Origin of the sequence: Streptomyces sp. NPDC089915, assembly GCF_040684675.1 — a bacterium.
Classification (GTDB): domain Bacteria; phylum Actinomycetota; class Actinomycetes; order Streptomycetales; family Streptomycetaceae; genus Streptomyces.
Window position 1 is genome coordinate 1 of sequence record NZ_JBFBGN010000117.1, and the last position, 22,742, is coordinate 22,742.

Below are 22,742 nucleotides of genomic sequence, written 5' to 3' on the forward strand. Positions count from 1 at the left end.
ACGCGCCGGTAGCCGGACGCGAGGTCGGCGTTGACGGAGGAGCGGATGCCGCCGTCCACGTACCGGCGGCCGTCGATGGTGACGGGCGGCCAGACCCCGGGCACGGCGCAGCTCGCCGCGACCGCGTCCACCAGCCCGGCCCCGCGCTCCCGGTCGAAGGGGGCGCTCTCCCCGGTCAGCGCGTCGACGGCGGTGACGACCAGGCGCCGCTCGGGCCACTCGTGCGAGACGAGCCGGGCTGCCAGGACCTCGCGCCGCTCCGCCTCGGCGGGGGTGTCGGCGGCGAGGGCCATCGCGCCGACCCGCCTGCGGTACTCGGCGGCGTCGCGCGAGCGGACCATGGCGAGGGCGTACCGGGCGAGGAGGCCCGCGCCGAACTTCGCCGCGATCTCCCCGGCGGGGTCGGCGAGCTGGCGCTCGTACAGCTCGCGCGGCGTGAGCAGCCCCGAGGCGAGCTGGGCGCCGACCACCGAGCCGGCGGAGGTGCCGACGACGAGGTCGGCGCCGGTGAGGTCCACTCCGGCGCGGGCGAGCCCGTAGAGGATCCCGGACTCCCAGCCGACGCCGGTGAGCCCGCCGCCGCCCAGCACCAGTGCCGTGTCGCGTACCGTCCCGCCGCTCATCCGCGCCCGCCCCTCGTTCCGCCCGTAGGCCGTGTGGTGACGGCAGTCTGGCAAAGCCGGACCGCCGCCACCACCGCCGGGGCTACCCGAGGACCTCGGTCACCGTCCCCGCGCCGACCGTGCGCCCGCCCTCGCGGATCGCGAAGCCGAGCCCGGCCTCCAGGGGCACGTCCCGGCCCAGCTCGACGGTCATGGCCACCGTCTCACCGGGCCGGGCCACCCCGGCCGCGCCCAGGTCCACGTCGCCGACCACGTCGGCGGTGCGGATGTAGAACTGCGGCCGGTAGCCGGAGGACAGGGCCGTCGTCCGGCCGCCCTCGCGCCCGGAGAGCACGTACACCCGCGCGGTGAAGCGCCGGCGCGGCGCCACGCTGCCCGGCGCGGCGACCACGTGCCCGCGCCGCACACCGTCGCGGTGCACCCCGCGCAGCAGCAGGGCGACGTTGTCCCCGGCCTCGGCGGACTCCATCGGCTTGCCGAAGGTCTCCAGCCCCGTCACGACGGTCTCCACGGGCTCGCCCTCGCCGCCGAGCAGCGCCACCCGGTCGCCGAGGCGGACGGTGCCGCGCTCGACGGCGCCGGTCACGACGGTGCCGCGGCCGGTGATGGTCAGGACGTTCTCGACCGGCAGCAGGAACGGCGCGTCCGTGTACCGCACGGGCATCGGCACGTACGTGTCGACCGCGTCGAGCAGCGCCTCGATCGCCCCCGTCCAGCGCGGGTCGCCCTCCAGCGCCCCGAGCCCGGAGACCCGTACGACCGGGACCTCCTCACCGCCGTAGCCGTGCGCGGTGAGCAGCTCGCGGACCTCCAGCTCGACCAGGTCGGTCAGCTCCGGGTCCCCGGCGTCGGCCTTGTTCAGGGCCACCACGATGTGGTCCACGCCGACCTGCCGGGCGAGGAGCACGTGCTCGGCGGTCTGCGGCATGACCCCGTCGAGGGCCGAGACGACGAGGATGGCCCCGTCGAGCTGGGCCGCGCCGGTGACCATGTTCTTGACGTAGTCGGCGTGGCCGGGCATGTCGACGTGGGCGTAGTGGCGGGTGTCGGTCTCGTACTCGACGTGCGTGAGGTTGATGGTGATGCCGCGCCGGGCCTCCTCGGGGGCGCGGTCGATCCGGTCGAACGGCACGAAGGAGGCGCCCCCGCGCTCGGCGAGGACCTTGGTGATGGCGGCGGTGAGGGTGGTCTTGCCGTGGTCGACGTGACCCATGGTGCCGATGTTGAGGTGCGGCTTGGTGCGGGTGAAGGCCGTCTTGGCCATGATGTCTTTCCCGTGTCTCGAAGCTGGAACGGGACCCCCGGAGCGAACCGACCCTCCCCCTGCGGGGTCCGCCGGACGATCCGGGAAGGGTCAGCTTCGTGCGCCGTCGAAGGCGGCGGGTGCCGCTGCGGCCAGGGCCTCTGCCGCGGCGAGGAGCGCCGGGGAGGCGGGGAGGGCAGCCTTCGGCGCGTCCGCGACTGCGGACGGCGCTGCGGGGAAGGCGTACCGGGACATGCCCTGGATCCTGCCCCAGCGGCCGGGCCGCGTCGAACGAATTACCGCCGGGCCCGGTCAGTTCGTCCGGGTGAGGCCTGGATTACGGCGGGCCGCCGCACCGGTCGGTTAATCTCCCCGGATGTCCCTCCTCCTCGCGCCGTGGACGCGGCTGGCGCTGCTCGTCGTACTGCTCGTGGCGGCCGGGGTCTGCGTCCTGGTCTACGAGCCCCAGCGGCTGCTCTCCCGGGGCTGGCCGCCGGGGCTGCCGGTGGGCGCGGGGGTGCTGCTGTTCGCGGGCGCGTACGGCCTGTGCGCGGCGGCGTTCGTGCCGCGGCCGCTGCTGAACCTCGCGGCCGGGGCGGTCTTCGGCACCTGGTTCGGGCTGGCGGCGGCCGTCGGCGGGACGGTGCTCGGCGCGGGCCTCTCCTTCGGCCTGGGCCGGATCATGGGCCAGGAGGCGCTCCGGCCGTTCCTGCGCGGGCGGTGGCTGAAGGCGGCCGACGCCCAGCTGAGCCGGCACGGCTTCCGCTCCATGCTGGCGGTCCGGATCTTCCCGGGGGTGCCGTTCGCGGCCGCCAACTACCTCGCGGCGGTGTCCCGCTGCGGCTGGCTCCCCTTCCTCCTGGCCACGGCCCTCGGGACGGTGCCCAACACGGCCGCGTACGTGGTCGCCGGGGCCAGCGCCTCCTCCCCCGGATCCCCCGCGTTCCTCGCCTCGTTCGGGTTCATCGCCGTCTCCGGGGCGGTCGCGGCGGCGGTCGCCTGGCGCAAGCGGCACCGCCTCGCGGGCCCCGCCGTACGGGAGCCCGCGCCCGTACACCCCCCTGTGGTCGGCGCCGCTCCCCACGGGCCCTAGCATCGGACCCGAACTGCCCGACGATCACAAGGACGAGCGCACACCGACATGAGCTGGTTCGAATCCCTAATCCTCGGTCTCGTCCAAGGTCTTACGGAGTTCCTCCCGATCTCCTCCAGCGCGCACCTGCGGCTGACCGCGGCCTTCGCCGGCTGGCACGACCCGGGTTCGGCCTTCACGGCCATCACCCAGATCGGCACCGAGGCCGCCGTGCTGATCTACTTCCGCAAGGACATCGCGCGGATCATCTCGACCTGGTTCCGCTCGCTGTACACCAAGTCGCTGCGCTCCGAGCAGGACGCGCGGATGGGCTGGCTCGTCATCGTCGGCTCGATCCCGATCGGCGTCCTCGGCCTCGTCTTCAAGGACCAGATCACCGGCCCGGCCCGTGACCTGCGGCTGACCGCCACGACCCTGATCGTGATGGGCCTGATCCTGGGCTTCGCCGACTGGCAGGCCTCGCGCGACGAGCAGGGCGGCCGGCACCGGGTGGTCAAGCAGCGCAAGACGCTCAAGGAGCTGGGCGTCAAGGACGGTCTGATCTTCGGCGTCTGCCAGGCGATGGCGCTGATCCCGGGCGTCTCGCGCTCGGGTGCGACGATCTCCGGCGGCCTGCTGCTGGGCTTCACGCGCGAGGCGGCGGCCCGGTACTCCTTCCTGCTGGCCATCCCGGCGGTGCTGGCCTCGGGCGCGTTCGAGATCAAGGACGTGATCGAGAGCCCCGGCCACATCACCTGGGGTCCGACGATCTTCGCCACGGTGATCGCCTTCTTCGTGGGCTACGCCGTCATCGCCTGGTTCATGAAGTTCATCTCGACCAAGAGCTTCATGCCCTTCGTGATCTACCGCATCGTGCTCGGCATCGCGCTGTTCGTGCTCATCGGCATGGGCGTGCTGGAGGCGGAGGCGGGCGCGAGCGGCACCTGATCCCGCCGTTCGGACACGCGTACGCACCGAAGGCCGCCCGGGAACGTTCCCGGGCGGCCTTCGCGTCGTTGTGCCCGGAGAGACCTGAACGGCGAGCAACAGGGGGTGTCCCATGGGTCGGGTGGTGCTGGAGCGGTTTCCGGCGGGGAGTCCGCGCGGCAGCTGGCCCGCGGAGGAGTACGCGGCCCAGCGGATGCGCGAGGGAGTGCCGGCGGAGGTGGTGATGGACCTGGCCAGTGACGCGTTCCTGGTCGTGATCCGGCAGCGGGAGGCGCGTTCCGGCCACTGAGCGGTGCCGGGAAGATCCCGTGGCCGCACGCCCCTTGGCCCCGGAGGCCTCCGGCCGCACACTGTCCCGATGACGCAGCGTGTGGACCTGGCGACGGTGATGGACCGGCTGGCGGTCGACGAGGTGGTCTCGGGGTACGCGGCGGCCGTGGACGACGGCGACTGGGCGGCCTACCGGGCCCTGTTCACCCCCGCCGGGCGGGCCGACTACGGCTCGGCCGGCGGGGTCGAGGGGCCGGCCGGGGAGGTGGCCGACTGGCTCGCGGAGACCATGCGGCTGTTCCCGGTGCGCCAGCACCTCATCGTCAACCGGCGGATCCTGCTGGAGGACCGGGACGGCGCCCCCGGGGACTCGGCGCGGGTCCTGGCCGACTTCCTGAACCCGATGCGGCTGGCGGGCGACGGGGACGGGGGCACCGCCCCCAACTTCGTCGCCGCCGGGCGCTACACCTTCACGCTCGCCCGCACCCCGGACGGCTGGCGGCTCACCGGGGTGACCGTGCACGAGAAGTGGCGCCACATGCAGGCCTGAACGCCGGCCCGGCGCCTGCGGGCGCGGCCCGTCGGGAGCGGTCCCACACTGGAGGCGGAGGCAGGTCATGGTCGCGGAGCTGAGCGGGCGCGGCGGTCCGGACGGAACGTTCCGCCGACGCGGGCGGGCCGCGGCGGGCGGGCCGAGCGGGCCCAGCGGAACGTTCCGGCGGGACCGGGCGGGCCGGCGGGCGCGGTGGAGGCGGGCCGCGGCCGCGGTGGCCGCCGGGGCGGTGCCCTGCCTGGCCTTCCCCGCCCCGGCGCTGTGGTGGCTGGCCTACGTCGCCCTCGTGCCCTGGATGCTGCTGCTGCGCTCCGCCCCCACCGGCCGGCGGGCGGCGCTGGAGGGCTGGCTCGGCGGCGCGGGGTTCATCGTGGCGGTGCACCACTGGCTGCTGCCGAGCCTGCACGTGTTCCTGGTGCCCCTGGCCGCGCTGCTCGGGCTGCTCTGGATCCCCTGGGCGCTGCTGGTGCGGGAGCTGCTCGGCGGGGCTCCTGCCCCGGGCCGGGCCGCGGCCGCGCTGGTCCTCGTACCGGCGGGCTGGCTGCTGTCGGAGCTGGCCCGGTCCTGGCAGGGGCTGGGCGGACCCTGGGGGCTGCTCGGGGCCAGCCAGTGGCAGGTACCCGCGGCCCTGCGGCTGGCCTCCGTGGGCGGGGTGTGGCTGGTGAGCCTGCTGGTGGTGGCGGTGAACTGCGCGGTGGTGCTGGTGGTCGCCGTGCCGGGGGCGCGGGTGACGGCGGTGGCCTCGGTGGCGGGGTGCGCGGTGCTGACGGGGGCGGTGTGGCTGTGGCTGCCGCGCCCCGAGGTGACGGGCGCGCTGCGGGTGGCCGTCGTCCAGCCGGGCCTCGTGGACGGGGCGGACGGCGGGGAGCACCGCTTCGCCGTCGAGGAGCGCCTCACCGCGGACCTGGCGGGGACCCGCCCCGGCCTGGTGGTGTGGGGCGAGAGCAGCGTCGGCGCGGACCTGTCGGCGCGCCCCGACCTGTCGCGACGGCTGGCGGAGCTGTCCGCGCGGGTGGGCGCGCCGCTGCTGGTCAACGTGGACGCCCGGCGCTCGGACCGGCCGGGGATCTACAAGAGCTCGGTGCTGGTCGGGCCCCAGGGCCCCACCGGGGACCGGTACGACAAGATGCGGCTGGTGCCCTTCGGCGAGTACATACCGGCGCGGTCGCTGCTGGGCTGGGCCACCTCGGTCGGGAAGGCGGCGGGCGAGGACCGGATGCGGGGCGCGGGGCCGGTGGTCATGGACCTGCCCGGCGGCACCCGGATCGGCCCGCTGGTGTGCTTCGAGTCCGCCTTCCCCGACATGAGCCGGCACCTGGCCGGCGAGGGGGCCGGGGTGCTGGTCGCCCAGTCCTCGACCTCCACGTTCCAGCACAGCTGGGCACCGGCCCAGCACGCCTCCCTGGCGGCCCTGCGCGCCGCCGAGACCGGCCGTCCGATGGTGCACTCCACCCTGACCGGGGTCAGCGCGGTCTTCGGCCCCTCGGGCGAGCGGATCGGCCGGGAGCTGCCCACCTCGGCGAGCACGGCGGCGGTGTACGAGGTGCCGCTGGCCCGGGGCACGACCCCGTTCGTCCGCTTCGGGAACTGGCCCGGCGGGGCCTCCCTGGCCGTGCTCGTCCTGTACTGCGCGGCCAGGGGCGCCCGGGCGGTCAGGGCCGCGCGCTCTGCTCCAGCGCCGTCAGCACCACCCGCTCGCACAGCTCGTGGGTGAGCAGCGCGTCCCGGGCGCTGAGCACCTTGCCGGTGCCCACGGCCTCCATGAAGGTGTCCACGGCCTGCTCGATCCCGCGCTGGCGGGCGACGGGGACCCAGTCCCCGCGCCGGCGCACGGTCGGCTGGCCCTTGTGGTCGATGACCTCGGCGAGGTTGACGACCTGGCGCTTGGAGTCCTGTCCGGACACCTCCAGGACCTCCTCGGTGGACCCGGACAGCCGGTTCATGATGCCGAGGGCGGTGAACCCCTCCCCGGACATCTGGAGCACCACCTGTGACATCAGCCCCTCCCGCACCACGGCGCGGACGTCGATGTGGTCGGCGTCGCCGGGCAGCAGGAAGCGCAGGGTGTCGACGACGTGGATGAAGTCGTCGAGGACCAGGGTGCGCGGGTCCTCGGGGAGCCCGACCCGGTTCTTCTGCAGGACGATCAGATCGCGCGGCAGGTCGGCGCACTGCGCGTAGCCGGGGGCGTGGCGGCGGTTGAAGCCGACGAAGAGGGAGGTGCCGCGCTCCTCGGCCAGCTCGACCAGGCGCCGCGACGCGGCGAGCTCGTAGGCGAGCGGCTTGTCCACGTACGTGGGCACGCCCGCCTCCAGCAGCCGCTCCACGATCTCGGGGTGGGCGGCGGTCGGGGCGTGCACGAAGGCCGCGTCGAGGCCCTGGGCGATCAGCGCGCCGAGCGAGGCGTGGCGCCGGCCCTCCGGGACGTGGTGGACCGCGCCGAGCCGCTCCAGCGTGGCGGGGGTGCGGGTCTGCAGGTGCAGCTCGACCCCGGGGCGGGTGGTGAGGACGGGCAGGTACGCCTTCTGCGCGATGTCGCCGAGTCCGATGACGCCGACCTTCACCGGGGGCCTCCTGGGGTGTGCCGTATGGGACTCCGCAGCTTAATGGCTGGTCACCGACGGCGCGTTCGTCCAGGATGACGGCCATGACGACCTCCCCGGGAAACCACCGCGCCGAGCCCTCCACCACCGCCGGCGAACGCGAGATGCTGGAGGGCTGGCTGGAGTACCACCGCGCCACCCTCGCCTGGAAGTGCGAGGGCCTCTCGGACGAGCAGCTGCGCGCCACCCCGCTGCGTCCCTCGGCGCTGAGCCTGATGGGCCTCGTCCGGCACATGGCGGAGGTGGAGCGGTACTGGTTCCGGGAGATCGCGCTCGGCGAGGACCTGCCCGACCTGTACAGCACCCGGGAGAACCGGGACGGGGACTTCGACTTCACCGCCCGGGACACCTGGGCCGAGGCGGAGAAGGCCTGGCGCGAGGAGGCCGGACTGGCCCGGCGGGCGGCGGAGGGCCGTTCCCTGGACGCGGTGTCGGACGCGGCGAGCCACCACCGGGGCGAGGTCTTCAGCCTGCGCTGGATCTACACGCACATGATCGAGGAGTACGCCCGCCACAACGGGCACGCCGACCTGCTGCGCGAGCACCTCGACGGGGCGACCGGCGAGTAGCGGGGCCGGTCCGGCCGGGCGGTGTCCGCCGGACACCCCCTCCGCGTCACCCGTGCGGGGTGAATATCGGCTCAGGGTTTTCGCAACGTGGCCCTCGCACAGCAGAGTTGCGCGGGTGCATCCAACCCGAACCTCGACGAAACTCCTCCTCGGAGCCGCCTGCGCCGTCTCGGCGGTCTCGGCGGTCTCCGGCTGCGTGAACGTGAGCCCCGCGCCGATGCGGCCGGCGGGATCCCCCTCCGACGGGGTGCCGCCCCGGCACGAGCCGCGCGGGGGCCCCGGGCCGCTGCCGGTGGTGGTCCAGGCTCCCGCCCTGGAGGCGCTGAAGGCGGTGCCCCGGGACGGCGCGGGGCGGCCGTCGGCGGCGACGGCCGCGGGCCGGGGCACCGCGCGCACCGCCCCCGGCAATCCGGTGGAGAGCGGGGAGGCGGCCGAGGAGGCCGCTCAGGCCGTGCCGGACATCCCGGAGCCCCGCCGGCCCCCAGGGCGCGCCGAGCGGCCCCCCGGGGGCCTTCCCGGGTCGGTACGGCCCGACGCGCGGGTGCCGCGCGAGCTGGCTCGGGAGCTTCCGGTCCGCCCGGCGGACGTCTGCGCCCTGGGCCGCCGGCACGGCCACTGGGCTCCGGACAGCCCGGAGGCCCGCATCTGCGCGGGCGTGCACGAGGGCTGAGGGGCGGCCTACGGGGACTGCTCGGGGAACGGCCGGGGCCCCGGCCCCGCCTCCTGTTCGAGCCGGCGCTCCAGGCGGGCGATGGCGTCCCGGACCCCCGTGCCGTACCGGTCGTCGGGCAGGGCGAGGGTGGCGGCCCGGGCCCGCGCCAGGTGCACCCGGGCGGCCTCGGGGCGCTCCAGCTTGACGTAGTCGGCCGCGAGGCTGAGGTGCAGCGAGGGGTAGAAGTCGCGGACCGCCTCGCCGAGCCCGTCGGCGGCGCCGAGGGCCCTGAGGTCCCAGGCCAGTTCGTCGGCGGGGTCGTCCTGGGCGTCGGCCATGTAGTGGGCGAGGGTGCAGCGGTGGAGCGACGCGCCGTCCTCGCCGATCTCCGACCAGATCTCGCGGAGCCGGTTGCGGGCCTCCTCGCGGTCCCCGGCGTGCAGCAGGATGACCGCCTGGCCGATCCTGGTCATGACGGCGTCCTCCGACGCCTCCTGCTGCTGCTCCGTCAACGGGGCCTCCGGCCTGCTCCGCCGGACCTGATCCGGTCCGGTCATCAAGAAGCTAACCGGAGGCACCGGCTCTGGCCCCGAGGCGCGGTGGGGTGTCAGCCCAGGTCCGGGATCCGCCAGTCGATCGGCTCATGGCCCTGGGCGGCGACGGCCTCGTTGATCTGCGTGAAGGGCCGGGAGCCGAAGAACTTCTTGGCCGACAGGGGCGAGGGGTGGGCGCCCTTGACGATGACGTGCCGCTCCTGGTCGATCAGCGGGATCTTCTTCTGGGCGTAGGCCCCCCAGAGCACGAACACGGACGGGTCGGACCGGTCGGACACGGCGCGGATCACCGCGTCGGTGAACTTCTCCCAGCCCTTGGCCTTGTGCGAGTTGGGCTCGGCCTCGCGGACGGTGAGGACGGCGTTGAGCAGGAGGACGCCCTGCCGCGCCCACGGCATCAGGTACCCGTTGTCCGGGACCTCCAGGCCGAGCTCCTCCTTCATCTCCTTGTAGATGTTCCGCAGCGAGGGCGGGGTCTTGACCCCGGGCTGCACGGAGAAGCACAGGCCGTGCCCCTGGCCGGCGCCGTGGTACGGGTCCTGGCCGAGGACGAGGACCTTCACCTGGTCGAAGGGCGTGGCCTCCAGGGCCGCGAAGACCTGCTCGCGCGGGGGGTAGACCGGCCCGTTCGCCCGCTCCTTCTCGACGAACTCGGTGAGCTCCTTGAAGTAGGGCTGGTCCAGCTCCCCGCCGAGGACGGGCAGCCACGACTCGGGCAGCATCTGGGTCACGTCGACAACCTCCGGTACAAGTTCGTGCAACTGCTGAGAACCTACCGGGCACCACTGACAACGGCGCGCCCCGGGCGCCTTCCGCGCCCGGGGCTCCGCCGTCACCAGCTGGTCTTGCGGTACAACTCCCACATCTGCATGGCGGTCTGGGGGTCCAGGGCCCGCTCGGCACCGGCGATGTCCTCGCGGGCGCCGACGTAGAGCTTGCCCTGCCACAGCGGCAGCAGCCGCACGTCCTGGGCGAAGATCTGCTGGGCCGTCTCGAACTCCTTGACGCCGGCCGCACGGTCGCTCTCGCGCCGGGACTTGGGCAGGATGTCGTTCTGGATCGTCGGGTTCTCGTACGGGGTGCCGACCGCGTTGTCCTTGCCGACGAACGGCGCGATGAAGTTGTCCGGGTCCGGGAAGTCGGGGAACCAGCCGCGGCCGAAGACCGGGTACTCGCCGTTCTTGTAGCCGACCTGGAAGTCCTTCCAGGGCTTGCCGCGCAGGGTGATCTTGAAGAGGTTGCTCTCCTCCAGCTGCCGCTTGAGTTCGGTGAACTCGTCGGCGGTGGAGCCGCCGTAGCGGTCGGTGGTGTACCAGAAGGTCAGCTCCACCGGGGTGTTGATGCCGGCGGACTGGAGGATCTTGCGCGCCTTGCCGACGTCGGCGTTGCCGTACAGGTCGTAGAAGGGCGTCTTGTGGCCGACGACCCCCTTGGGGACCATCGAGTACAGCGGCTCGGCCGTGCCCTGGTAGACCTTGGTGACGAGCGCCCCCCGGTCGACGAGCTGCGCGATGGCCTGGCGCACCTGCGGCTTGGCGACCTGCGGGTCCTTGGGGTTGAAGACCAGGTAGCGGATCTCCGAACCGACGTTCTCGACGACCTGGACGCCCGCGTTGTGCGAGGCGGGGCTCTGCAGGTCCTTGATCTCCGCCGCCGACAGGCCTCGGTAGGTGGCGTCGATCTCCTTGTTCTTCAGCGCCGCGACCATCTGGTCGGACTTCTTGAAGTACCGGATGGTGACGGCGTCGTTGCGGCGGTTGGCGAAGCCCTGGTAGCCGTCGTAGCCGCCGAGGACCGCCTCGGTGCCCTCCTTGTACGAGGTGAGCACGTACGGGCCGGAGCCGGTGACCTTGCCGTCCGAGCGGAGCTTGTCGGCCGGGTACTCCTTGGGCGCGACCAGGGAGGCGGCGGGCGAGCCGAGGACGTAGGGGAAGGTGGCGTCGGGGGTCTTCAGGTGGAAGACGACCGTGAGCGCGTCCGGGGCCTCGATCTTGTCCAGGCTCTCGAAGAGGCCCTTGGGACCGACCTGGGAGTTGATCGTCCGGATCCGGTCGAGCGAGTGCTTGACCGCCTTGGAGTCGAGCGGCTCGCCGTCGGAGAACTTCAGGTTCTTGCGCAGGACGCACCGGTACGCCATGTTCGCGGTGTCCGTGAACTCGCAGCTCTGGGCCGCGTCGGGCTGCGGCTTGGTGCTGCCCGTCGGGAACGCCAGAAGGGTCTGGAAGATGTTCCGGTAAAGCTCCCAGGAGCCGTCCCACGCCGCCGCGGGGTCGAGGGTGCTCGGGGCGCTCGTCGTACCGACGGTGATCCTCTTCGCGGCGGCGTCGGTGTCGTCCGACAGCAGACCGCATCCGGCGACCAGGGATATGGACGCAAGGGCCGCAGTGATCTGCAGACATCTGGTCCGGTTGAACACGTGCACGCTCCTCGATCAGCCACCGGGTGCGGCAGACCCTACCGCAGAGCGTCACAAATCCAATGGGCAGGTTTCATGAGGCTCTTGACCGTTTTCGCGCGTGTTCGATACGTATTTGCCTCCCATTGGGAGGCAAATACGTCCGGTTATCGGTCAGTGCACACCGGCATTCAGGAACATTCCTCCATCGACCACCAGCGTTTGCCCGGTAATCCATTCCGCTTGTGCAGATGTAAGAAATGCGGCCGCGCCCCCGATGTCCTCCGGAACGCCGAGCCGGCCGAGCGGATAGGCCGCCGAGGCCTCCTGTTCGCGGCCCTCGTAGAGCGCCTGCGCGAACCTCGTCTTCACCACGGCCGGGGCGATCGCGTTGACCCGCACCCCGGGCGCCATCTCGTGCGCGAGCTGGAGCGTGAGATTGATCATCGCGGCCTTGCTCATCCCGTACGCCCCGATGAAGGGCGAGGCGGAGACCCCGGCGATCGAGGCGATGTTCACGATCGCGCCGCCGTTGTCCTTCTGCCAGGCGTGCCAGGTCCGCTGGGCGAAGCCGAGGGCCGAGATCACGTTGGTCTCGAAGACCTTGCGCGCCACCTGGAGGTCCAGGTCCGCGATGGCCCCGAAGACCGGATTGGTGCCCGCGTTGTTCACCAGGAAGTCGACGCGGCCGAAGGCCTCCATCGCCCGGTCCACGGCGACGGCCTGGTGGGCCTCGTCGTGCGCCTTCCCGGCCACGCCGATCACCCGGTCCGCCCCGAGCCTCTCGACGGCCTCCTTGAGCGCGTCCTCGTTGCGCCCGGTGATCACGACCCGGTCACCCCGGGCGACCAGCGCCTCCGCGATCCCGTAGCCGATGCCCCGGCTCGCCCCGGTGACCAGTGCCACCTTGCCGCTGTCCGTGCCGTTGTACGTCATTGCCCACTCCCTGCCTCTCCGGGACGTCGTCAGTTGAGCGGGCCGCCGGCCACGTAGAGCACCTGGCCGGAGACGAAGCCCGCGTCCTCGCCGGTGAAGAAGGCGATGGCGTTCGCGACGTCCGCGGGCAGACCCACGCGCTGGACGGGGATCTGGGAGGCGGCGGCGAGCTGGAACTCCTCGAAGCCCATGCCGACGCGGGCCGCGGTCTGCGCGGTCATCTCGGTCGCGATGAAGCCGGGGGCGACGGCGTTGGCGGTGACGCCGAACTTGCCGAGCTCGATGGCCAGGGTCTTGGTGAAGCCCTGCAGGCCGGCCTTGGCGGCGGCGTAGTTGGCCTGGCCTCGGTTGCCGAGGGCGGAGCTGCTGGAGAGGTTCACCACCCGCCCGAACTTGGCCGCCACCATGTGCTTCTGACAGGCCCGCGCCATCAGGAACGCACCGCGCAGGTGGACGTTCATGACGGTGTCCCAGTCGGTGTCGCTCATCTTGAAGAGCAGGTTGTCGCGGAGCACGCCCGCGTTGTTCACGAGGATCACCGGCGCGCCCAGCGTGCTCGCGACCCGCTCGACGGCCGCCTCCACCTGTGCGGCGTCGGAGACGTCGCAGCCGACCGCCAGGGCCTTGCCGCCGGCCGCCGTGATGGCCTCCACGGTGTCCTTGCAGGCCGCCTCGTCCAGGTCGATCACGGCGACCGCCCGGCCCTCGGCGGCCAGGCGCAGGGCGGTGGCGGCGCCGATGCCCCGGGCCGCCCCGGTCACGATCGCGACGCGCTGCTCGGTGGTGGACATGCTGGATCTCCTCGCCCTTGAGAAACGGCCGCCCGAGGTGAGCAACCGCTTAGTAGCTTCAGCTGAGGAGACGCTAGGAGCCGTGGCACCGCGTGTCAACGGGGTCCCGGTCCGGTGGCGTTCGCGCCGCGGGCGCGCCGCCCGCCGTCCGGGGCCGGGTGGGCCCCGAACGGCGGACCGGCGGGCCCGCGGCCGCCCGGTCAGCGGACCAGCAGGTCCAGCAGCCGTTCCACCTCCGCGGCGGGGTCGGCCGTCAGGCCGGTGTGCACCGGCCCCGGCTGGACCACGGTGCTGCGGGGGGCGATCAGCCAGCGGAACCGCCGCCCCGGCTCGTCGCCCGCCGCCTGGCCCGCCCGCTCGCCGCCCTCGCACAGCCCCTCGACCCCGCGCAGCGCGGCCCGGACCCCGGCCACGTCGGCCTTCGGGTCCAGGGCGAGGAGCTTGGCCTCGTCGAGGTGGGTGCGCGCGGCGACGTAGGAGTGCGCCCGGCAGTAGACGATGACGCCGGCGTTGAAGCACTCGCCGCGCTCCATCCGGGGCACCACGCGCACCAGCGCGTATTCGAACACGTCCCGCTTGGTCACTCGTCGCCGCTCTTCTGCTTGTTCTTGTTCTTGTCCGACTGGGGAGGGAGGCGCTCGGCGAGCCAGCCCGGCGGACCGGACTGCTGCCTGACCTCGGCCTCCATGGTGATCCTCTCGTGGATCGTCGCCGCGCGCGGCAGCAGCGCCTCCACGTAGGCGCGCCGCACCGCGTCGGTGGAGTCGAAGCCGGGTTCGTCGACGAGCCACTCGTCGGGGACGTCCGCCGCGACCTCGGTGAGCAGCTCCTCGGTCACCAGGGGGGCCAGCTCGGCGGCGGCGGCCGCGATGTCCGGGCCGACGGGGGCCAGGACGTGGTCGGAGGCGTTGTAGGGCTTGGCGGCGGCGGCCCGGGCGGTCGGCCAGTTGTGGTGCCAGATCATCGTGGCGCCGTGGTCGATGAGCCACAGGTCCCCGTGCCAGACCAGCAGGTTCGGATTGCGCCAGGACCGGTCGACGTTGTTGATCAGCGCGTCGAACCAGACGACGCGCCCGGCCTCGACCGGGTCGGTCCGGTAGGCCAGCGGGTCGAAGCCGATCGACCCGGGCAGGTAGTCCATGCCGAGGTTGAGGCCGCCGCTGGCCTTGAGCAGCTCCTGCACCTCCTGGTCGGGTTCGGCGAGCCCGATGACGGGGTCGAGCTGCATCTGCACCAGCCGCGGGACCCGCAGGCCCAGCCGCTGGGCCAGCCGGCCGCAGACGACTTCGGCGACCAGGGTCTTGCGGCCCTGGCCGGCTCCGGTGAACTTCATGACGTAGGTACCGAGGTCGTCGGCCTCGACGATTCCCGGGAGCGAGCCGCCCTCACGCAGGGGCGTGACGTAGCGGGTCGCGATCACTTCGGACAACATCCGGCCAGGTTACGGGGGTCAGCGGCGCGGAGCCCACTGCGAAAGCAGCGCTTCGGCCGTGGTGACGTGCGCCACCAGGGCGAGCGAGTTGCGGATCACCTCGGGGGTGCAGGAGGCGGGCACCCCGGCGATGGCGTCGGCCGGGACCACGACCTCGTAGCCGAGGTTCACGGCGTCGAAGACGGTGTTCGGGATGGCGATGTTGGAGGAGACCCCGGTGACGACGAGGGTGCGCACCCCGAGGTTGCGCAGCAGGGCGTCCAGATCGGTTCCGGCCATCGGGGACAGCCCGTGCAGCCTGCGGACCACCAGGTCCCGCGCGTCCAGCGTGAGGGGCGCCGCGACCTCCACGGCCCGGCTCCCGGTCAGCTGGCGCACGGGCAGCCTCCCGGCGGCCCGGAACAGGCGCGCGTTGGTGCTGGCCCCGAGCCCGTCGGGGCGGCGCTCGGCGACGGCGTGGACCACCTGCACCCCGGCCCCGCGGGCGGCGTCGACGAGCGCGGCCACGCGTTCGAGCATCCCGGAGTCCCGGGCCTCCTTGGCCAGCTCAGGCAGGGCGCTCTCCTCGCCGACGACCCCGTTCTGGCATTCGACGGTGAGCAGCGCGGTGGTGGCGGGATCGAACTCCGGCATGGCTCCCCCTGGTGCGTCGACGGAAGAGGACGCATGATTCCTGACACACAGTCAGATGTGAAGGGGTGCGGTACGGATGGACGGGACGCGCGGGCGGACGGCACAGCGGCGGGGCCGCCGGATCATGATGACGGGCGAGGAGGTGGACGCCTTCCTGCGCGAGCGGCGCACCTGCCGGGTGGCCACGGTCTCCCCGGACGGACGCCCGCACGTGGGCGCCCTGTGGTTCGCCTGGGACGGCACCTCGCTGTGGCTGTACTCGATCACGCGCAGCCGCCGCTGGGCGGACCTGCGCGAGGACCCCCGGATCTCGGTGGTGGTGGACGCGGGCGAGGAGTACGGGGAACTGCGCGGGGTCGAACTGTCCGGCACGGCCGTCTTCGTCGGCGAGGCGCCGCGCACGGGCGAGCCGTGCCCGGAACTGGAGGAGGTGGAACAGCTCTTCCCCCGGAAGAACTTCTGCATGGAGCAGATGCCGCACGACGGTCGGCACGCCTGGATCCGGCTGACCCCGGACTCGATCGTCTCCTGGGACTTCAGCAAGCTCTAGGGGGTGTCGGCCACCACCCCGGCGGCCGCCTCGCCCAGGGCCTCGACGGCCGCGCGGATGGAGGGCCGCCGGTCGGCGTCCGCGCGCCAGACGGCGTACACGTGCCGCCGTACGGTGTCGCACACCGGCAGCAGGCGGACCCCCGGCGGCACCGGCCCCCGGCCCAGCCGCGGTGTCACGCACACGCCCAGCCCGGCCTCCACGAAGGCGAGCTGGGTGTGGTGCTCCTCGGCGATGTGCGCGATGCGCGGCTCGACGCCCGTACCGCGCAGGGTGAAGACCAGCCACTCGTGGCAGAACTGCCCCTCGTTCCAGGAGATCCAGTCGTCGTCGGCGAACTCGGCGAGGGAGATCCGCGTCCGGCCCGCGAGCGGGTGGTCGCGCGGGACCGCGATGTCGGCGGCGTCCTCCAGGAGGTGCATCCGGGTCAGCTCGGCCGGGACCGGCATGCGCTTGTTGTGCCAGTCGATGGCCAGGGCCATGTCGAGGTCGCCCCGGACCACGGCGGCCATGCTCTCCTCGGGCTCCTTCTCGCGCACCAACACCCGCAGTTCGGGGTGGCCGGCGCGCAGGGCGGTCAGGGTCTGGGGCAGCAGCCCGCGCATCGCGGTGGGGAAGGCGCCGATCCGCAGCTCCCCCACCGCGCGGCCGCGCTGGGCCTCGACGTCGGCCTGCGCCAGCTCCACCTGGGAGATGATCCGGGCGGCGTGGTCGGCGAGGAGCCGCCCGGCGTCGGTGAGCCGGACCCCGCGGCCGTTCTTGGCCAGCAGGGGCTGTCCGACCTCCCGCTCCAGCTTGGCCATCTGCTGCGAGACCGCCGATGTGGTCACATGGAGTCCGCACGCCGCCCCGCTGACCGAGCCGTGGCGGGCGAGGGCGTCGAGGGTGCGCAGGCGTTCCAGGTTCAACATGTAAGCGATGCTACGGCGTCCCCCGCAGGAAATCTCGCTTGTCCTACGAGATCGTGCGCAGGAGAGTGAGGCCCATGAGCGCACCCGCCACACCCCGCCGTACCGCCCCCGCCCCCACCTCCCCCGCCACCCCCGCCTCCCCGTCCGCCCCGCCGCGCGGATCCGCCCGTACCGGCGGGCTCGACTGGCGCGTCCGGTTCGCCCTCCTCTCGGTGGTGTGGGGCTTCAGCTTCCTGTTCATCAAGGTGGGCACGGAGGCCTTCGCGCCCTTCCAGGTCGCCCTCGGCCGGGTGTTCTTCGGGGCGCTCGCCCTGCTGGCGGTGCTGCTGGTGCGGCGCGAGCCGCTGCCCCGGGGCCGGCGCACCTGGGGGCACCTGGCGGTGGCCGCGCTCCTGCTGAACACCGCGCCCTTCGCGCTCTTCGCCTACGCCGAGCAGAGCATCACCTCGACCCTGGCCGGGATCTGCAACGCCACCTCCCCGCTGTGGGGCATGGCGCTCTCCCTGGTCGCCCTGTCCGAGGACCGCCCCACGCGGCGCCGGTTCGCGGGGCTGGGCATCGGCTTCCTCGGCGTGCTGACGGTGCTGGGCGCCTGGCAGGGCTTCACCGGCATCGACGCCAAGGGCACCGCCCTGGCCCTGCTGGCCTCGCTCTGCTACCCCATCGGCTGGATCTACGTCCGCCGCACCCTGGCCGGCACGGCCGGCTCGCCGGTGGCCATGACGGGGGCCCAGCTGATGCTCTCCACCGTCCAGCTGGCCACCGTGAGCGCCCTGTTCACCTCGGCGCCCGCCGCCTTCCCGCTGTGGCCGACCCTCGCCGTGATCACCCTCGGCGCGCTGGGCACGGGGGCGGCCCTGCAGATGCAGTACGGCCTGGTGACGGAGATCGGCCCGACCACCGCGCAGATGGTCACCTACTTCATCCCGGTGATCGCCACCACGGCGGGCGTCCTGGTCCTGGGCGAGCAACTGCACTGGAACACCCCGGTGGGCGCCCTGATCGTCCTCGCGGGAGCCGCCCTCACCCAAGCCCGCCCACAGCCCGCGAAGAGGGGCTGAGCTCGCCTTCCGACGGCCCCGCCCCGGCCCCCGCCGCACCGTGCGGCGGGGGTCTTCGCGTGTTCGTGGTCAGTCGAAGCGGGCGCCGGTCGCGGGGCGGACCGCCGTCGCGACGGCGTCGGCCAGCTGGGGGACCTCCCGCTCGTGCAGGGTCGAGATCGTGATCCGCACCCCGGGGCCCGCCTCCACTCGGTAGGAGGCGCCCGGCCGCACCGCCCAGCCCGCCGTCATCAGCCGGGTGACCACCGCCGTCTCGTCGGCCACCGGCACCCACACGTTCATCCCGCTGCGCCCGTGCGCCGGCACCCCCCGCTCCGCCAGCGCGGCGACGAGCCCGTCCCGGCGCAGCGCGTACGACCGCGCCACCGCCGCCCCGTCCAGCGCGCCGGTGGCCCACAGCTCCACCACCGCGCTCTGGAGCAGCCGGCTCACCCACCCGGGGCCCAGCCGCTGGCGGCCCCGGACCCGGTCCATCGTCACCGCGTCGCCCGTGAGCACCGCGAGCCGCAGGTCGGGGCCGTACGCCTTGGCCGTGGAGCGGATCAGCGCCCAGTGCCGGGTGACGCCGCCCAGCGGGCACAGCGGCAGGTCCACGATCGCGTTGCCGTGGTCGTCCTCGATGACCAGCACCCCGGGACGGCCGGCCAGCAGCTCCCGCAGCAGCGCCGCCCGGCCGGGGCTCACCGCGGCCCCGGTCGGGTTCTGCGCGCGGGCCGTCACCACCAGCGCCCGGGCCCCGGCCTCCAGCGCCCGCGCCACCGCCTCCGGCCGCGGCCCCTCGTCGTCGACGGCAACCGGGAGCACCCGCAGGCCCAGCGCCGGGACCAGGTCCAGCACGCTCCCCCACCCCGGGTCCTCCACCGCGACGGCGTCCCCCGGCCGCAGGTGGGCGGCGAGGACCCGTTCGATGCCGTCCAGCGCCCCCGAGGTCACCGCCAGGGCCCCCGCCGGGACCCCGTCGGCCTCGAAACCGGCGCGGGCCATCCGGGCCAGGTCGGGCAGGACCGGGTCCTCCCCGTACCGGGTCGGCGCCTGCGCGTACCGGCGGGCGGCGGCGGCCAGCGGCCCGTCCAGGGAGGGCAGCAGCGAGAGGTCCGGATTGCCGTGCGCGACGTCCCGTACGCCCTCGGGCACGTCCGGGCGCAGCGCGTCGCGCGGGGCGCTCGCGGGACGCCCGCGCACCCGGCTGCCGCGCCGCCCGTCGGTCTCGATGATCCCGCGCTCGCGCAGGGCCCGGTAGGCGGCCGCCACGGTGTTGGGGTTCACCCCCAGCTCACCGGCGAGCTCCCGCATCGGCGGCAGCGGCGCTCCGGGTTCCAGGGCGCCCGAGCCGACGCCGGATTCGATGCTGGCGGCGATTTCCGATGCGCGACGCCCACTGATCGTATATTCTCCTAGCACAAAGCTAATTATGCACTAGTACAACGGAGTCCGCACCATGAGCGTCACCCCCGTCGACTACGAGCCGACCGAGCGCACCGTCCCGAGCCGCTCCCGTCACCGGGCCCGCTACGACCGCGAGACGGTGCACGCGATACTCGACCAGTCCTACCTCTGCCACCTCGGTTTCGTCCGCGACGGCGCACCGGTGGTCCTGCCGACGCTGTACGGCCGGGTGGGCGAGACCCTGTACGTGCACGGCTCCACCGGTTCGCGCCCGCTGCTGGCCGCCGGCAAGGAGGACCCGGGCCTGCCGGTCTGCCTGACCGTGACGCACGTGGACGGCCTGGTGCTGGCCAAGTCGGCCTTCCACCACTCGATCAACTACCGCTCGGTGGTCGTGCACGGCACGGCGTACCAGGTGACCGACGAGGCGGAGTGCCGCATGGCCCTGGACGCCCTCGTGGACCACGTCGTACCCGGCCGCGCGGCCGACTCGCGGCCGGCCAACGCCAAGGAGCTCGCGGCCACGGCGGTGATCCGGCTGGACCTGAACGAGGTCTCCGCGAAGGTCCGCACGGGCGGCCCGAACGACGACGCCGAGGACCTGGAGCTGCCCTTCTGGTCGGGCGTGGTCCCGGTGGCGCCGGCGTACGGGACCCCCGTCCCGGCCGCCGACCTGGCCCCCGGCATCGCCGTACCGGACTACGTCAGCGCGCTCTGAGCCTCACGGGCGGGCCGGGCGGGCAGGTCCGGCCCGCCCGCGGGCCTGCGCGCCTCGGCCGTGATCAGCGCGCCCACCGCGGACAGCAGCAGGACGGTGCCCAGCACCACGGCGCCGGTCAGCCGCTCCCCCAGCACCGTGACGGCGATGGCCGCCGCGCTCACCGGCTCGATCAGCATGATCACCGACACGGTCGCGGCCCGCACCACCGCGGCCCCGGTGAAGTACAGGGCGTACGCCAGGGCCGTCGGCACGACGGCGACGTACACCAGCAGCCAGGCCACCCGCACCGGCTCGCCGGTGTGCGGCAGCAGCCCCTCCGCCCACGCGAGCGGCAGCAGGCACACCGTGCCCACGCCCACCGACCAGGCGGTGGTCACCAGCGGGTCCCCGGCCGCCCCGCGCCGCCCGAGCCACCGCGCCCGCAGGGTCATCCCGGCGTACCCGGCGGCGGACAGCAGCGCCCAGCCGACGCCGAGCGGCCGCACCTCACCGCCCCCGGAGCCCAGCACCAGGACGGCCAGCCCGGCGAGCGCCCCGACGACGGCGGCCACCCCGCCCCGGCCCAGCCGCTCGCCCATCCAGTACCGCGCGCCCAGCGCGATCAGCACGGGCCCGGCCCCCAGGGTGACCACGGTGCCGACGGCCAGTCCGGTCTCGCGGACGGCGCCGAAGTAGGCGGCCTGGAAGAGGGTGAACATCAGACCGGTCGCGATCAGCGAGACCGTCGAGGGCCGCCGCCCGCGCGCCGCCCGCGCGGGACGCCGTACGGCCAGCACCCCCAGGAGCACCACCAGCCCTCCGGCGGAACGCCAGAAGGACAGGGCGAGCGGACCTAGGTCGCTGGCCAGGAAGAGGAGGGAGGCGGCCGCCCCGGCGGTGCCCCAGGCGACTCCGGCGACGACGAGGTAGAGCAGGCTGCGCCCGGTGGCGGGCGAGTGGTTCGACACGTGTTTTCTCCGCGCGTGCGTGAAGGACGAGGACTGAGGGTCATCGCTTCGCGGGCAGCACGGACCGGCCCGGGAACACCGGGCGGGTCTCTCGTTCGGCGGTGGCCGCCCGCGCTAGGCGGCGGGCGGCGGAAGCACGGTCGAATGCATGGTCAGCACCCTACGCCCCGTCCGCCGCGCGGACCAGGCCCGACCGGAACGAACCGGTCCGGACCCCACTACGCCGTCGCCCGCTCGGGCTCGGGCTCAGGCTCGGGTTCAGGTGAGGGTGAGGCCGAGGACGGGGCCGCCGGCTCCGGAAGAATCGATTCGCCGGCCACCACCGCCGGAGCGGGCCGCGACGACTGCGCGATGAAGGCCCCGCCCAGCACCAGCGCGCCGCCGGCCATCTGCCAGCCCGACAGGTGCTCGCCCAGCAGCACCCAGGCCAGGACGGTCGCGACGACCGCCTCCAGATTGGCCACCACACCCGCCACCTGCGGCGAGAGCATGCGCACCGAGACCACCCCGGTCAGGTACGCGGCCACGGTGGCGACGAAGACCACCCAGCCCAGCAGCACCAGGGCGGGCACCTGCACGTCCCCCAGGGCCGCGTCCCCGCCCAGCACCCGCCAGTCCATCTGCCACGGGCGGGCCAGCACGGTCATCACCAGGGCGCCGACGATCATCCCGTGCGCGATCACGCCCATCGGGTCGGGCACGTCCTCGCCGTCGGTGCCCTGGTCGGCGAAGACGAAGTAGAAGGCCTGGCAGCAGGCGGCGGCGAGGCCGAGGAGCACCCCGAGCGGGTCGAGGCTCAGCCCGGACCAGATCTGGACCACGCAGGCCAGCCCCGCGACGGCCACCGCCGCGCCGGCGGCGGCCGCCCGGGTCACCGGCTTGCGCTGGACGAACCGGATCCAGCCGAGGAGCAGCGCCGGGCCCAGGTACTCCAGCAGCAGGGCCACGCCGACCGGGATCCGCGACAGGGCGGCGAAGTAGAAGGCCTGCACGCCCGCGACGGCGATCAGCCCGAACCCGGCGAGCAGCAGCGGGCGGCGGCGCACCAGGTCACGGTGGCGCCAGGCCAGCGGGGACAGCACCAGGGCCGCCCCCGCCACCCGCAGCCAGACCATGTGGAGCGGGTCCAGACCCGCCTCGATCAGCGGCTTCGCCGCGACACCGGAACCACCGAACGCACACGCCGAGACGAGGGCGAGGCCCAGTCCGGCGTTCTTCCCTGACGCTTGCATCGGGCCATCATGACAGGGGCAGGTCAGGAGCGTCATCAGAGTGACACCTGTTGAGACGCACCCGATATCGAACGGGCGGCCACCCCTCACATCTGACAGGTCATCAGTATTGAATGTTCCGACCCCCGGGGCTACGTTCCGCCGCACGTACCCGACGAGAAGGGGTGGACGCATGGCTGAAGTCACCGCGGAATCACGCATCGAGGCGCCCGCCGCGAAGCTCTGGGCCCAGCTGACCGACTGGGGCACGTACGGCCAGTGGAGCATGACCCACACCGACTTCCCGAAGGGCGGCCCCGAGAACCTCGCGGTCGGCGCCACCTTCAGCGAGAACATGAAGATGATGGGCTTCCCCGCCGAGGTCCTCTGGACGGTCTCCGAGCTGGAGGACCAGCGCCTCTTCGCCATCACGGGCAAGGGCCCGATGGGGGTCGCCGTCCTGACCCGGTACACCCTGACCGCCGACGGCACGGGCACGAAGGTCCGCATCGACGGGGAGTTCACGGGCGCGGCCGTGTCCCTGATGGCGGGCAAGCTCAAGGACTCGGCGACCGCCGCGCTGAACGAGTCGCTGCGCAGACTGGCGGCCCTGGTCGCCTGACGGCCGGACCGCCCGCGCACGCAGAACGGCGCGCCCCGCGAGGTTCCTCGCGGGGCGCG

The 22,742-nt window shown here is 73.6% G+C and carries 27 protein-coding genes; 11 read left to right on the top strand and 16 right to left on the bottom strand.

Features of this window, described 5'->3' with window-relative positions:
• From AB0O29_RS27065 to AB0O29_RS27075, 3 genes are all read right to left on the bottom strand, one after another.
• Positions 1-623 (bottom strand): patatin-like phospholipase family protein (locus AB0O29_RS27065; RefSeq protein ID WP_365156135.1); only part of this gene is annotated, 623 nt, incomplete at its 3' end.
• Positions 624-705: 82 nt separating this feature from the next.
• Positions 706-1,887, bottom strand: a complete 1,182-nt coding sequence (tuf, locus tag AB0O29_RS27070) for an elongation factor Tu (RefSeq protein WP_365156138.1) — start codon at positions 1,885-1,887, stop codon at positions 706-708.
• 90 nt (positions 1,888-1,977) lie between these two features.
• Positions 1,978-2,121 (bottom strand): hypothetical protein, encoded by a 144-nt coding sequence (locus AB0O29_RS27075; protein WP_365156141.1) that lies wholly within the window; start codon positions 2,119-2,121, stop codon positions 1,978-1,980.
• Between the two features lie 121 nt (positions 2,122-2,242).
• On the opposite strand from AB0O29_RS27075, the gene AB0O29_RS27080 reads away from it, so the two are divergent.
• The 5 genes from AB0O29_RS27080 to lnt all read left to right on the top strand — a co-directional run bounded on the left by AB0O29_RS27080 (position 2,243) and on the right by lnt (position 6,423).
• Complete coding sequence (locus tag AB0O29_RS27080; RefSeq protein WP_365156144.1) at positions 2,243-2,959, top strand: VTT domain-containing protein; 717 nt, start codon at positions 2,243-2,245, stop codon at positions 2,957-2,959.
• Positions 2,960-3,007: 48 nt separating this feature from the next.
• Entirely contained in the window at positions 3,008-3,886 is an 879-nt protein-coding gene (locus AB0O29_RS27085; RefSeq protein ID WP_365156147.1) for an undecaprenyl-diphosphate phosphatase, read from the top strand.
• 112 nt (positions 3,887-3,998) lie between these two features.
• The gene (locus AB0O29_RS27090; protein ID WP_365156150.1) at positions 3,999-4,175 is read left to right on the top strand and encodes a hypothetical protein; all 177 of its coding nucleotides are present in this window, start codon (positions 3,999-4,001) and stop codon (positions 4,173-4,175) included.
• A gap of 69 nt (positions 4,176-4,244) precedes the next feature.
• Positions 4,245-4,706: a nuclear transport factor 2 family protein gene (locus AB0O29_RS27095; RefSeq protein WP_365156153.1), complete on the top strand. Its 462-nt coding sequence runs from the start codon at positions 4,245-4,247 to the stop codon at positions 4,704-4,706.
• 67 nt (positions 4,707-4,773) lie between these two features.
• Positions 4,774-6,423, top strand: a complete 1,650-nt coding sequence (lnt, locus tag AB0O29_RS27100; RefSeq protein ID WP_365156156.1) for an apolipoprotein N-acyltransferase — start codon at positions 4,774-4,776, stop codon at positions 6,421-6,423.
• On the opposite strand, the gene AB0O29_RS27105 is transcribed toward lnt, so the two are convergent.
• On the bottom strand, positions 6,362-7,273 hold the full coding sequence (locus AB0O29_RS27105; RefSeq protein WP_365156159.1) for a Gfo/Idh/MocA family oxidoreductase: 912 nt from the start codon (positions 7,271-7,273) through the stop codon (positions 6,362-6,364). The two genes, lnt and AB0O29_RS27105, sit on opposite strands and share 62 nt — an antisense overlap.
• Positions 7,274-7,356: 83 nt before the next feature.
• Here AB0O29_RS27105 and AB0O29_RS27110 point away from each other — a divergent pair, with 83 nt between their 5' ends.
• Complete coding sequence (locus AB0O29_RS27110) at positions 7,357-7,881, top strand: DinB family protein (protein ID WP_365156162.1); 525 nt, start codon at positions 7,357-7,359, stop codon at positions 7,879-7,881.
• Between the two features lie 115 nt (positions 7,882-7,996).
• The gene (locus AB0O29_RS27115) at positions 7,997-8,551 is read left to right on the top strand and encodes a hypothetical protein (RefSeq protein ID WP_365156165.1); all 555 of its coding nucleotides are present in this window, start codon (positions 7,997-7,999) and stop codon (positions 8,549-8,551) included.
• Between the two features lie 8 nt (positions 8,552-8,559).
• On the opposite strand, the gene AB0O29_RS27120 is transcribed toward AB0O29_RS27115, so the two are convergent.
• The 8 genes from AB0O29_RS27120 to AB0O29_RS27155 all read right to left on the bottom strand — a co-directional run bounded on the left by AB0O29_RS27120 (position 8,560) and on the right by AB0O29_RS27155 (position 15,274).
• Positions 8,560-9,090, bottom strand: coding sequence for a hypothetical protein (locus AB0O29_RS27120; RefSeq protein ID WP_365156168.1), 531 nt, complete (start codon positions 9,088-9,090; stop codon positions 8,560-8,562).
• 50 nt (positions 9,091-9,140) lie between these two features.
• Entirely contained in the window at positions 9,141-9,809 is a 669-nt protein-coding gene (locus tag AB0O29_RS27125; RefSeq protein WP_365156212.1) for a uracil-DNA glycosylase, read from the bottom strand.
• A gap of 110 nt (positions 9,810-9,919) precedes the next feature.
• The gene (locus AB0O29_RS27130) at positions 9,920-11,503 is read right to left on the bottom strand and encodes an ABC transporter substrate-binding protein (RefSeq protein WP_365156171.1); all 1,584 of its coding nucleotides are present in this window, start codon (positions 11,501-11,503) and stop codon (positions 9,920-9,922) included.
• Between the two features lie 153 nt (positions 11,504-11,656).
• Entirely contained in the window at positions 11,657-12,418 is a 762-nt protein-coding gene (locus tag AB0O29_RS27135) for an SDR family oxidoreductase (protein WP_365156173.1), read from the bottom strand.
• A 29-nt stretch (positions 12,419-12,447) separates the two neighbouring features.
• Positions 12,448-13,209 (bottom strand): 3-oxoacyl-ACP reductase FabG, encoded by a 762-nt coding sequence (gene fabG, locus AB0O29_RS27140; protein ID WP_365156176.1) that lies wholly within the window; start codon positions 13,207-13,209, stop codon positions 12,448-12,450.
• A 200-nt stretch (positions 13,210-13,409) separates the two neighbouring features.
• Positions 13,410-13,793: a DUF3037 domain-containing protein gene (locus AB0O29_RS27145; RefSeq protein WP_365156179.1), complete on the bottom strand. Its 384-nt coding sequence runs from the start codon at positions 13,791-13,793 to the stop codon at positions 13,410-13,412.
• Positions 13,790-14,641 carry a HipA family kinase gene (locus AB0O29_RS27150; protein ID WP_365156182.1) on the bottom strand — a complete coding sequence of 284 codons (852 nt, stop codon included), beginning with the start codon at positions 14,639-14,641 and terminating at the stop codon, positions 13,790-13,792. The genes AB0O29_RS27145 and AB0O29_RS27150 overlap by 4 nt, the downstream gene beginning before the upstream one ends.
• Positions 14,642-14,659: 18 nt before the next feature.
• Positions 14,660-15,274 carry a cysteine hydrolase gene (locus AB0O29_RS27155; protein WP_365156185.1) on the bottom strand — a complete coding sequence of 205 codons (615 nt, stop codon included), beginning with the start codon at positions 15,272-15,274 and terminating at the stop codon, positions 14,660-14,662.
• 76 nt (positions 15,275-15,350) lie between these two features.
• On the opposite strand from AB0O29_RS27155, the gene AB0O29_RS27160 reads away from it, so the two are divergent.
• Positions 15,351-15,824, top strand: a complete 474-nt coding sequence (locus AB0O29_RS27160) for a pyridoxamine 5'-phosphate oxidase family protein (protein WP_365156188.1) — start codon at positions 15,351-15,353, stop codon at positions 15,822-15,824.
• Here AB0O29_RS27160 and AB0O29_RS27165 read toward each other — a convergent pair.
• Positions 15,821-16,735: a LysR family transcriptional regulator gene (locus AB0O29_RS27165; protein ID WP_365156191.1), complete on the bottom strand. Its 915-nt coding sequence runs from the start codon at positions 16,733-16,735 to the stop codon at positions 15,821-15,823. The two genes, AB0O29_RS27160 and AB0O29_RS27165, sit on opposite strands and share 4 nt — an antisense overlap.
• Before the next feature lie 74 nt (positions 16,736-16,809).
• On the opposite strand from AB0O29_RS27165, the gene AB0O29_RS27170 reads away from it, so the two are divergent.
• Positions 16,810-17,796 carry a DMT family transporter gene (locus AB0O29_RS27170; protein ID WP_365156194.1) on the top strand — a complete coding sequence of 329 codons (987 nt, stop codon included), beginning with the start codon at positions 16,810-16,812 and terminating at the stop codon, positions 17,794-17,796.
• 69 nt (positions 17,797-17,865) lie between these two features.
• Here AB0O29_RS27170 and AB0O29_RS27175 read toward each other — a convergent pair whose 3' ends face one another.
• Positions 17,866-19,197 carry an aminotransferase class I/II-fold pyridoxal phosphate-dependent enzyme gene (locus tag AB0O29_RS27175; RefSeq protein WP_365156197.1) on the bottom strand — a complete coding sequence of 444 codons (1,332 nt, stop codon included), beginning with the start codon at positions 19,195-19,197 and terminating at the stop codon, positions 17,866-17,868.
• Positions 19,198-19,234: 37 nt separating this feature from the next.
• On the opposite strand from AB0O29_RS27175, the gene AB0O29_RS27180 reads away from it, so the two are divergent.
• Entirely contained in the window at positions 19,235-19,900 is a 666-nt protein-coding gene (locus AB0O29_RS27180) for a pyridoxamine 5'-phosphate oxidase family protein (RefSeq protein WP_365156200.1), read from the top strand.
• On the opposite strand, the gene AB0O29_RS27185 is transcribed toward AB0O29_RS27180, so the two are convergent.
• Positions 19,882-20,850 (bottom strand): DMT family transporter, encoded by a 969-nt coding sequence (locus AB0O29_RS27185; RefSeq protein WP_365156203.1) that lies wholly within the window; start codon positions 20,848-20,850, stop codon positions 19,882-19,884. The two genes, AB0O29_RS27180 and AB0O29_RS27185, sit on opposite strands and share 19 nt — an antisense overlap.
• Positions 20,851-21,068: 218 nt before the next feature.
• Entirely contained in the window at positions 21,069-22,082 is a 1,014-nt protein-coding gene (locus tag AB0O29_RS27190) for an EamA family transporter (protein ID WP_365156206.1), read from the bottom strand.
• A gap of 172 nt (positions 22,083-22,254) precedes the next feature.
• Here AB0O29_RS27190 and AB0O29_RS27195 point away from each other — a divergent pair, with 172 nt between their 5' ends.
• A complete protein-coding gene (locus AB0O29_RS27195) occupies positions 22,255-22,683 on the top strand; it encodes an SRPBCC family protein (RefSeq protein ID WP_365156209.1) in 429 nt (142 codons plus the stop codon).
• Positions 22,684-22,742 lie beyond the last annotated feature (59 nt).

Bases quoted from the DNA above. Each gene is read 5' to 3' on its own strand.
- tuf (WP_365156138.1), bottom strand. From the start codon at position 1,887: ATGGCCAAGACGGCCTTCACCCGCACCAAGCCGCACCTCAACATCGGC.
- AB0O29_RS27075 (WP_365156141.1), bottom strand. From the start codon at position 2,121: ATGTCCCGGTACGCCTTCCCCGCAGCGCCGTCCGCAGTCGCGGACGCG.
- AB0O29_RS27080 (WP_365156144.1), top strand. From the start codon at position 2,243: ATGTCCCTCCTCCTCGCGCCGTGGACGCGGCTGGCGCTGCTCGTCGTA.
- AB0O29_RS27085 (WP_365156147.1), top strand. From the start codon at position 3,008: ATGAGCTGGTTCGAATCCCTAATCCTCGGTCTCGTCCAAGGTCTTACG.
- AB0O29_RS27090 (WP_365156150.1), top strand. From the start codon at position 3,999: ATGGGTCGGGTGGTGCTGGAGCGGTTTCCGGCGGGGAGTCCGCGCGGC.
- AB0O29_RS27095 (WP_365156153.1), top strand. From the start codon at position 4,245: ATGACGCAGCGTGTGGACCTGGCGACGGTGATGGACCGGCTGGCGGTC.
- lnt (WP_365156156.1), top strand. From the start codon at position 4,774: ATGGTCGCGGAGCTGAGCGGGCGCGGCGGTCCGGACGGAACGTTCCGC.
- AB0O29_RS27110 (WP_365156162.1), top strand. From the start codon at position 7,357: ATGACGACCTCCCCGGGAAACCACCGCGCCGAGCCCTCCACCACCGCC.
- AB0O29_RS27120 (WP_365156168.1), bottom strand. From the start codon at position 9,090: ATGACCGGACCGGATCAGGTCCGGCGGAGCAGGCCGGAGGCCCCGTTG.
- AB0O29_RS27125 (WP_365156212.1), bottom strand. From the start codon at position 9,809: ATGCTGCCCGAGTCGTGGCTGCCCGTCCTCGGCGGGGAGCTGGACCAG.
- AB0O29_RS27135 (WP_365156173.1), bottom strand. From the start codon at position 12,418: ATGACGTACAACGGCACGGACAGCGGCAAGGTGGCACTGGTCACCGGG.
- fabG (WP_365156176.1), bottom strand. From the start codon at position 13,209: ATGTCCACCACCGAGCAGCGCGTCGCGATCGTGACCGGGGCGGCCCGG.
- AB0O29_RS27150 (WP_365156182.1), bottom strand. From the start codon at position 14,641: ATGTTGTCCGAAGTGATCGCGACCCGCTACGTCACGCCCCTGCGTGAG.
- AB0O29_RS27155 (WP_365156185.1), bottom strand. From the start codon at position 15,274: ATGCCGGAGTTCGATCCCGCCACCACCGCGCTGCTCACCGTCGAATGC.
- AB0O29_RS27160 (WP_365156188.1), top strand. From the start codon at position 15,351: ATGGACGGGACGCGCGGGCGGACGGCACAGCGGCGGGGCCGCCGGATC.
- AB0O29_RS27165 (WP_365156191.1), bottom strand. From the start codon at position 16,735: ATGTTGAACCTGGAACGCCTGCGCACCCTCGACGCCCTCGCCCGCCAC.
- AB0O29_RS27170 (WP_365156194.1), top strand. From the start codon at position 16,810: ATGAGCGCACCCGCCACACCCCGCCGTACCGCCCCCGCCCCCACCTCC.
- AB0O29_RS27180 (WP_365156200.1), top strand. From the start codon at position 19,235: ATGAGCGTCACCCCCGTCGACTACGAGCCGACCGAGCGCACCGTCCCG.
- AB0O29_RS27190 (WP_365156206.1), bottom strand. From the start codon at position 22,082: ATGCAAGCGTCAGGGAAGAACGCCGGACTGGGCCTCGCCCTCGTCTCG.
- AB0O29_RS27195 (WP_365156209.1), top strand. From the start codon at position 22,255: ATGGCTGAAGTCACCGCGGAATCACGCATCGAGGCGCCCGCCGCGAAG.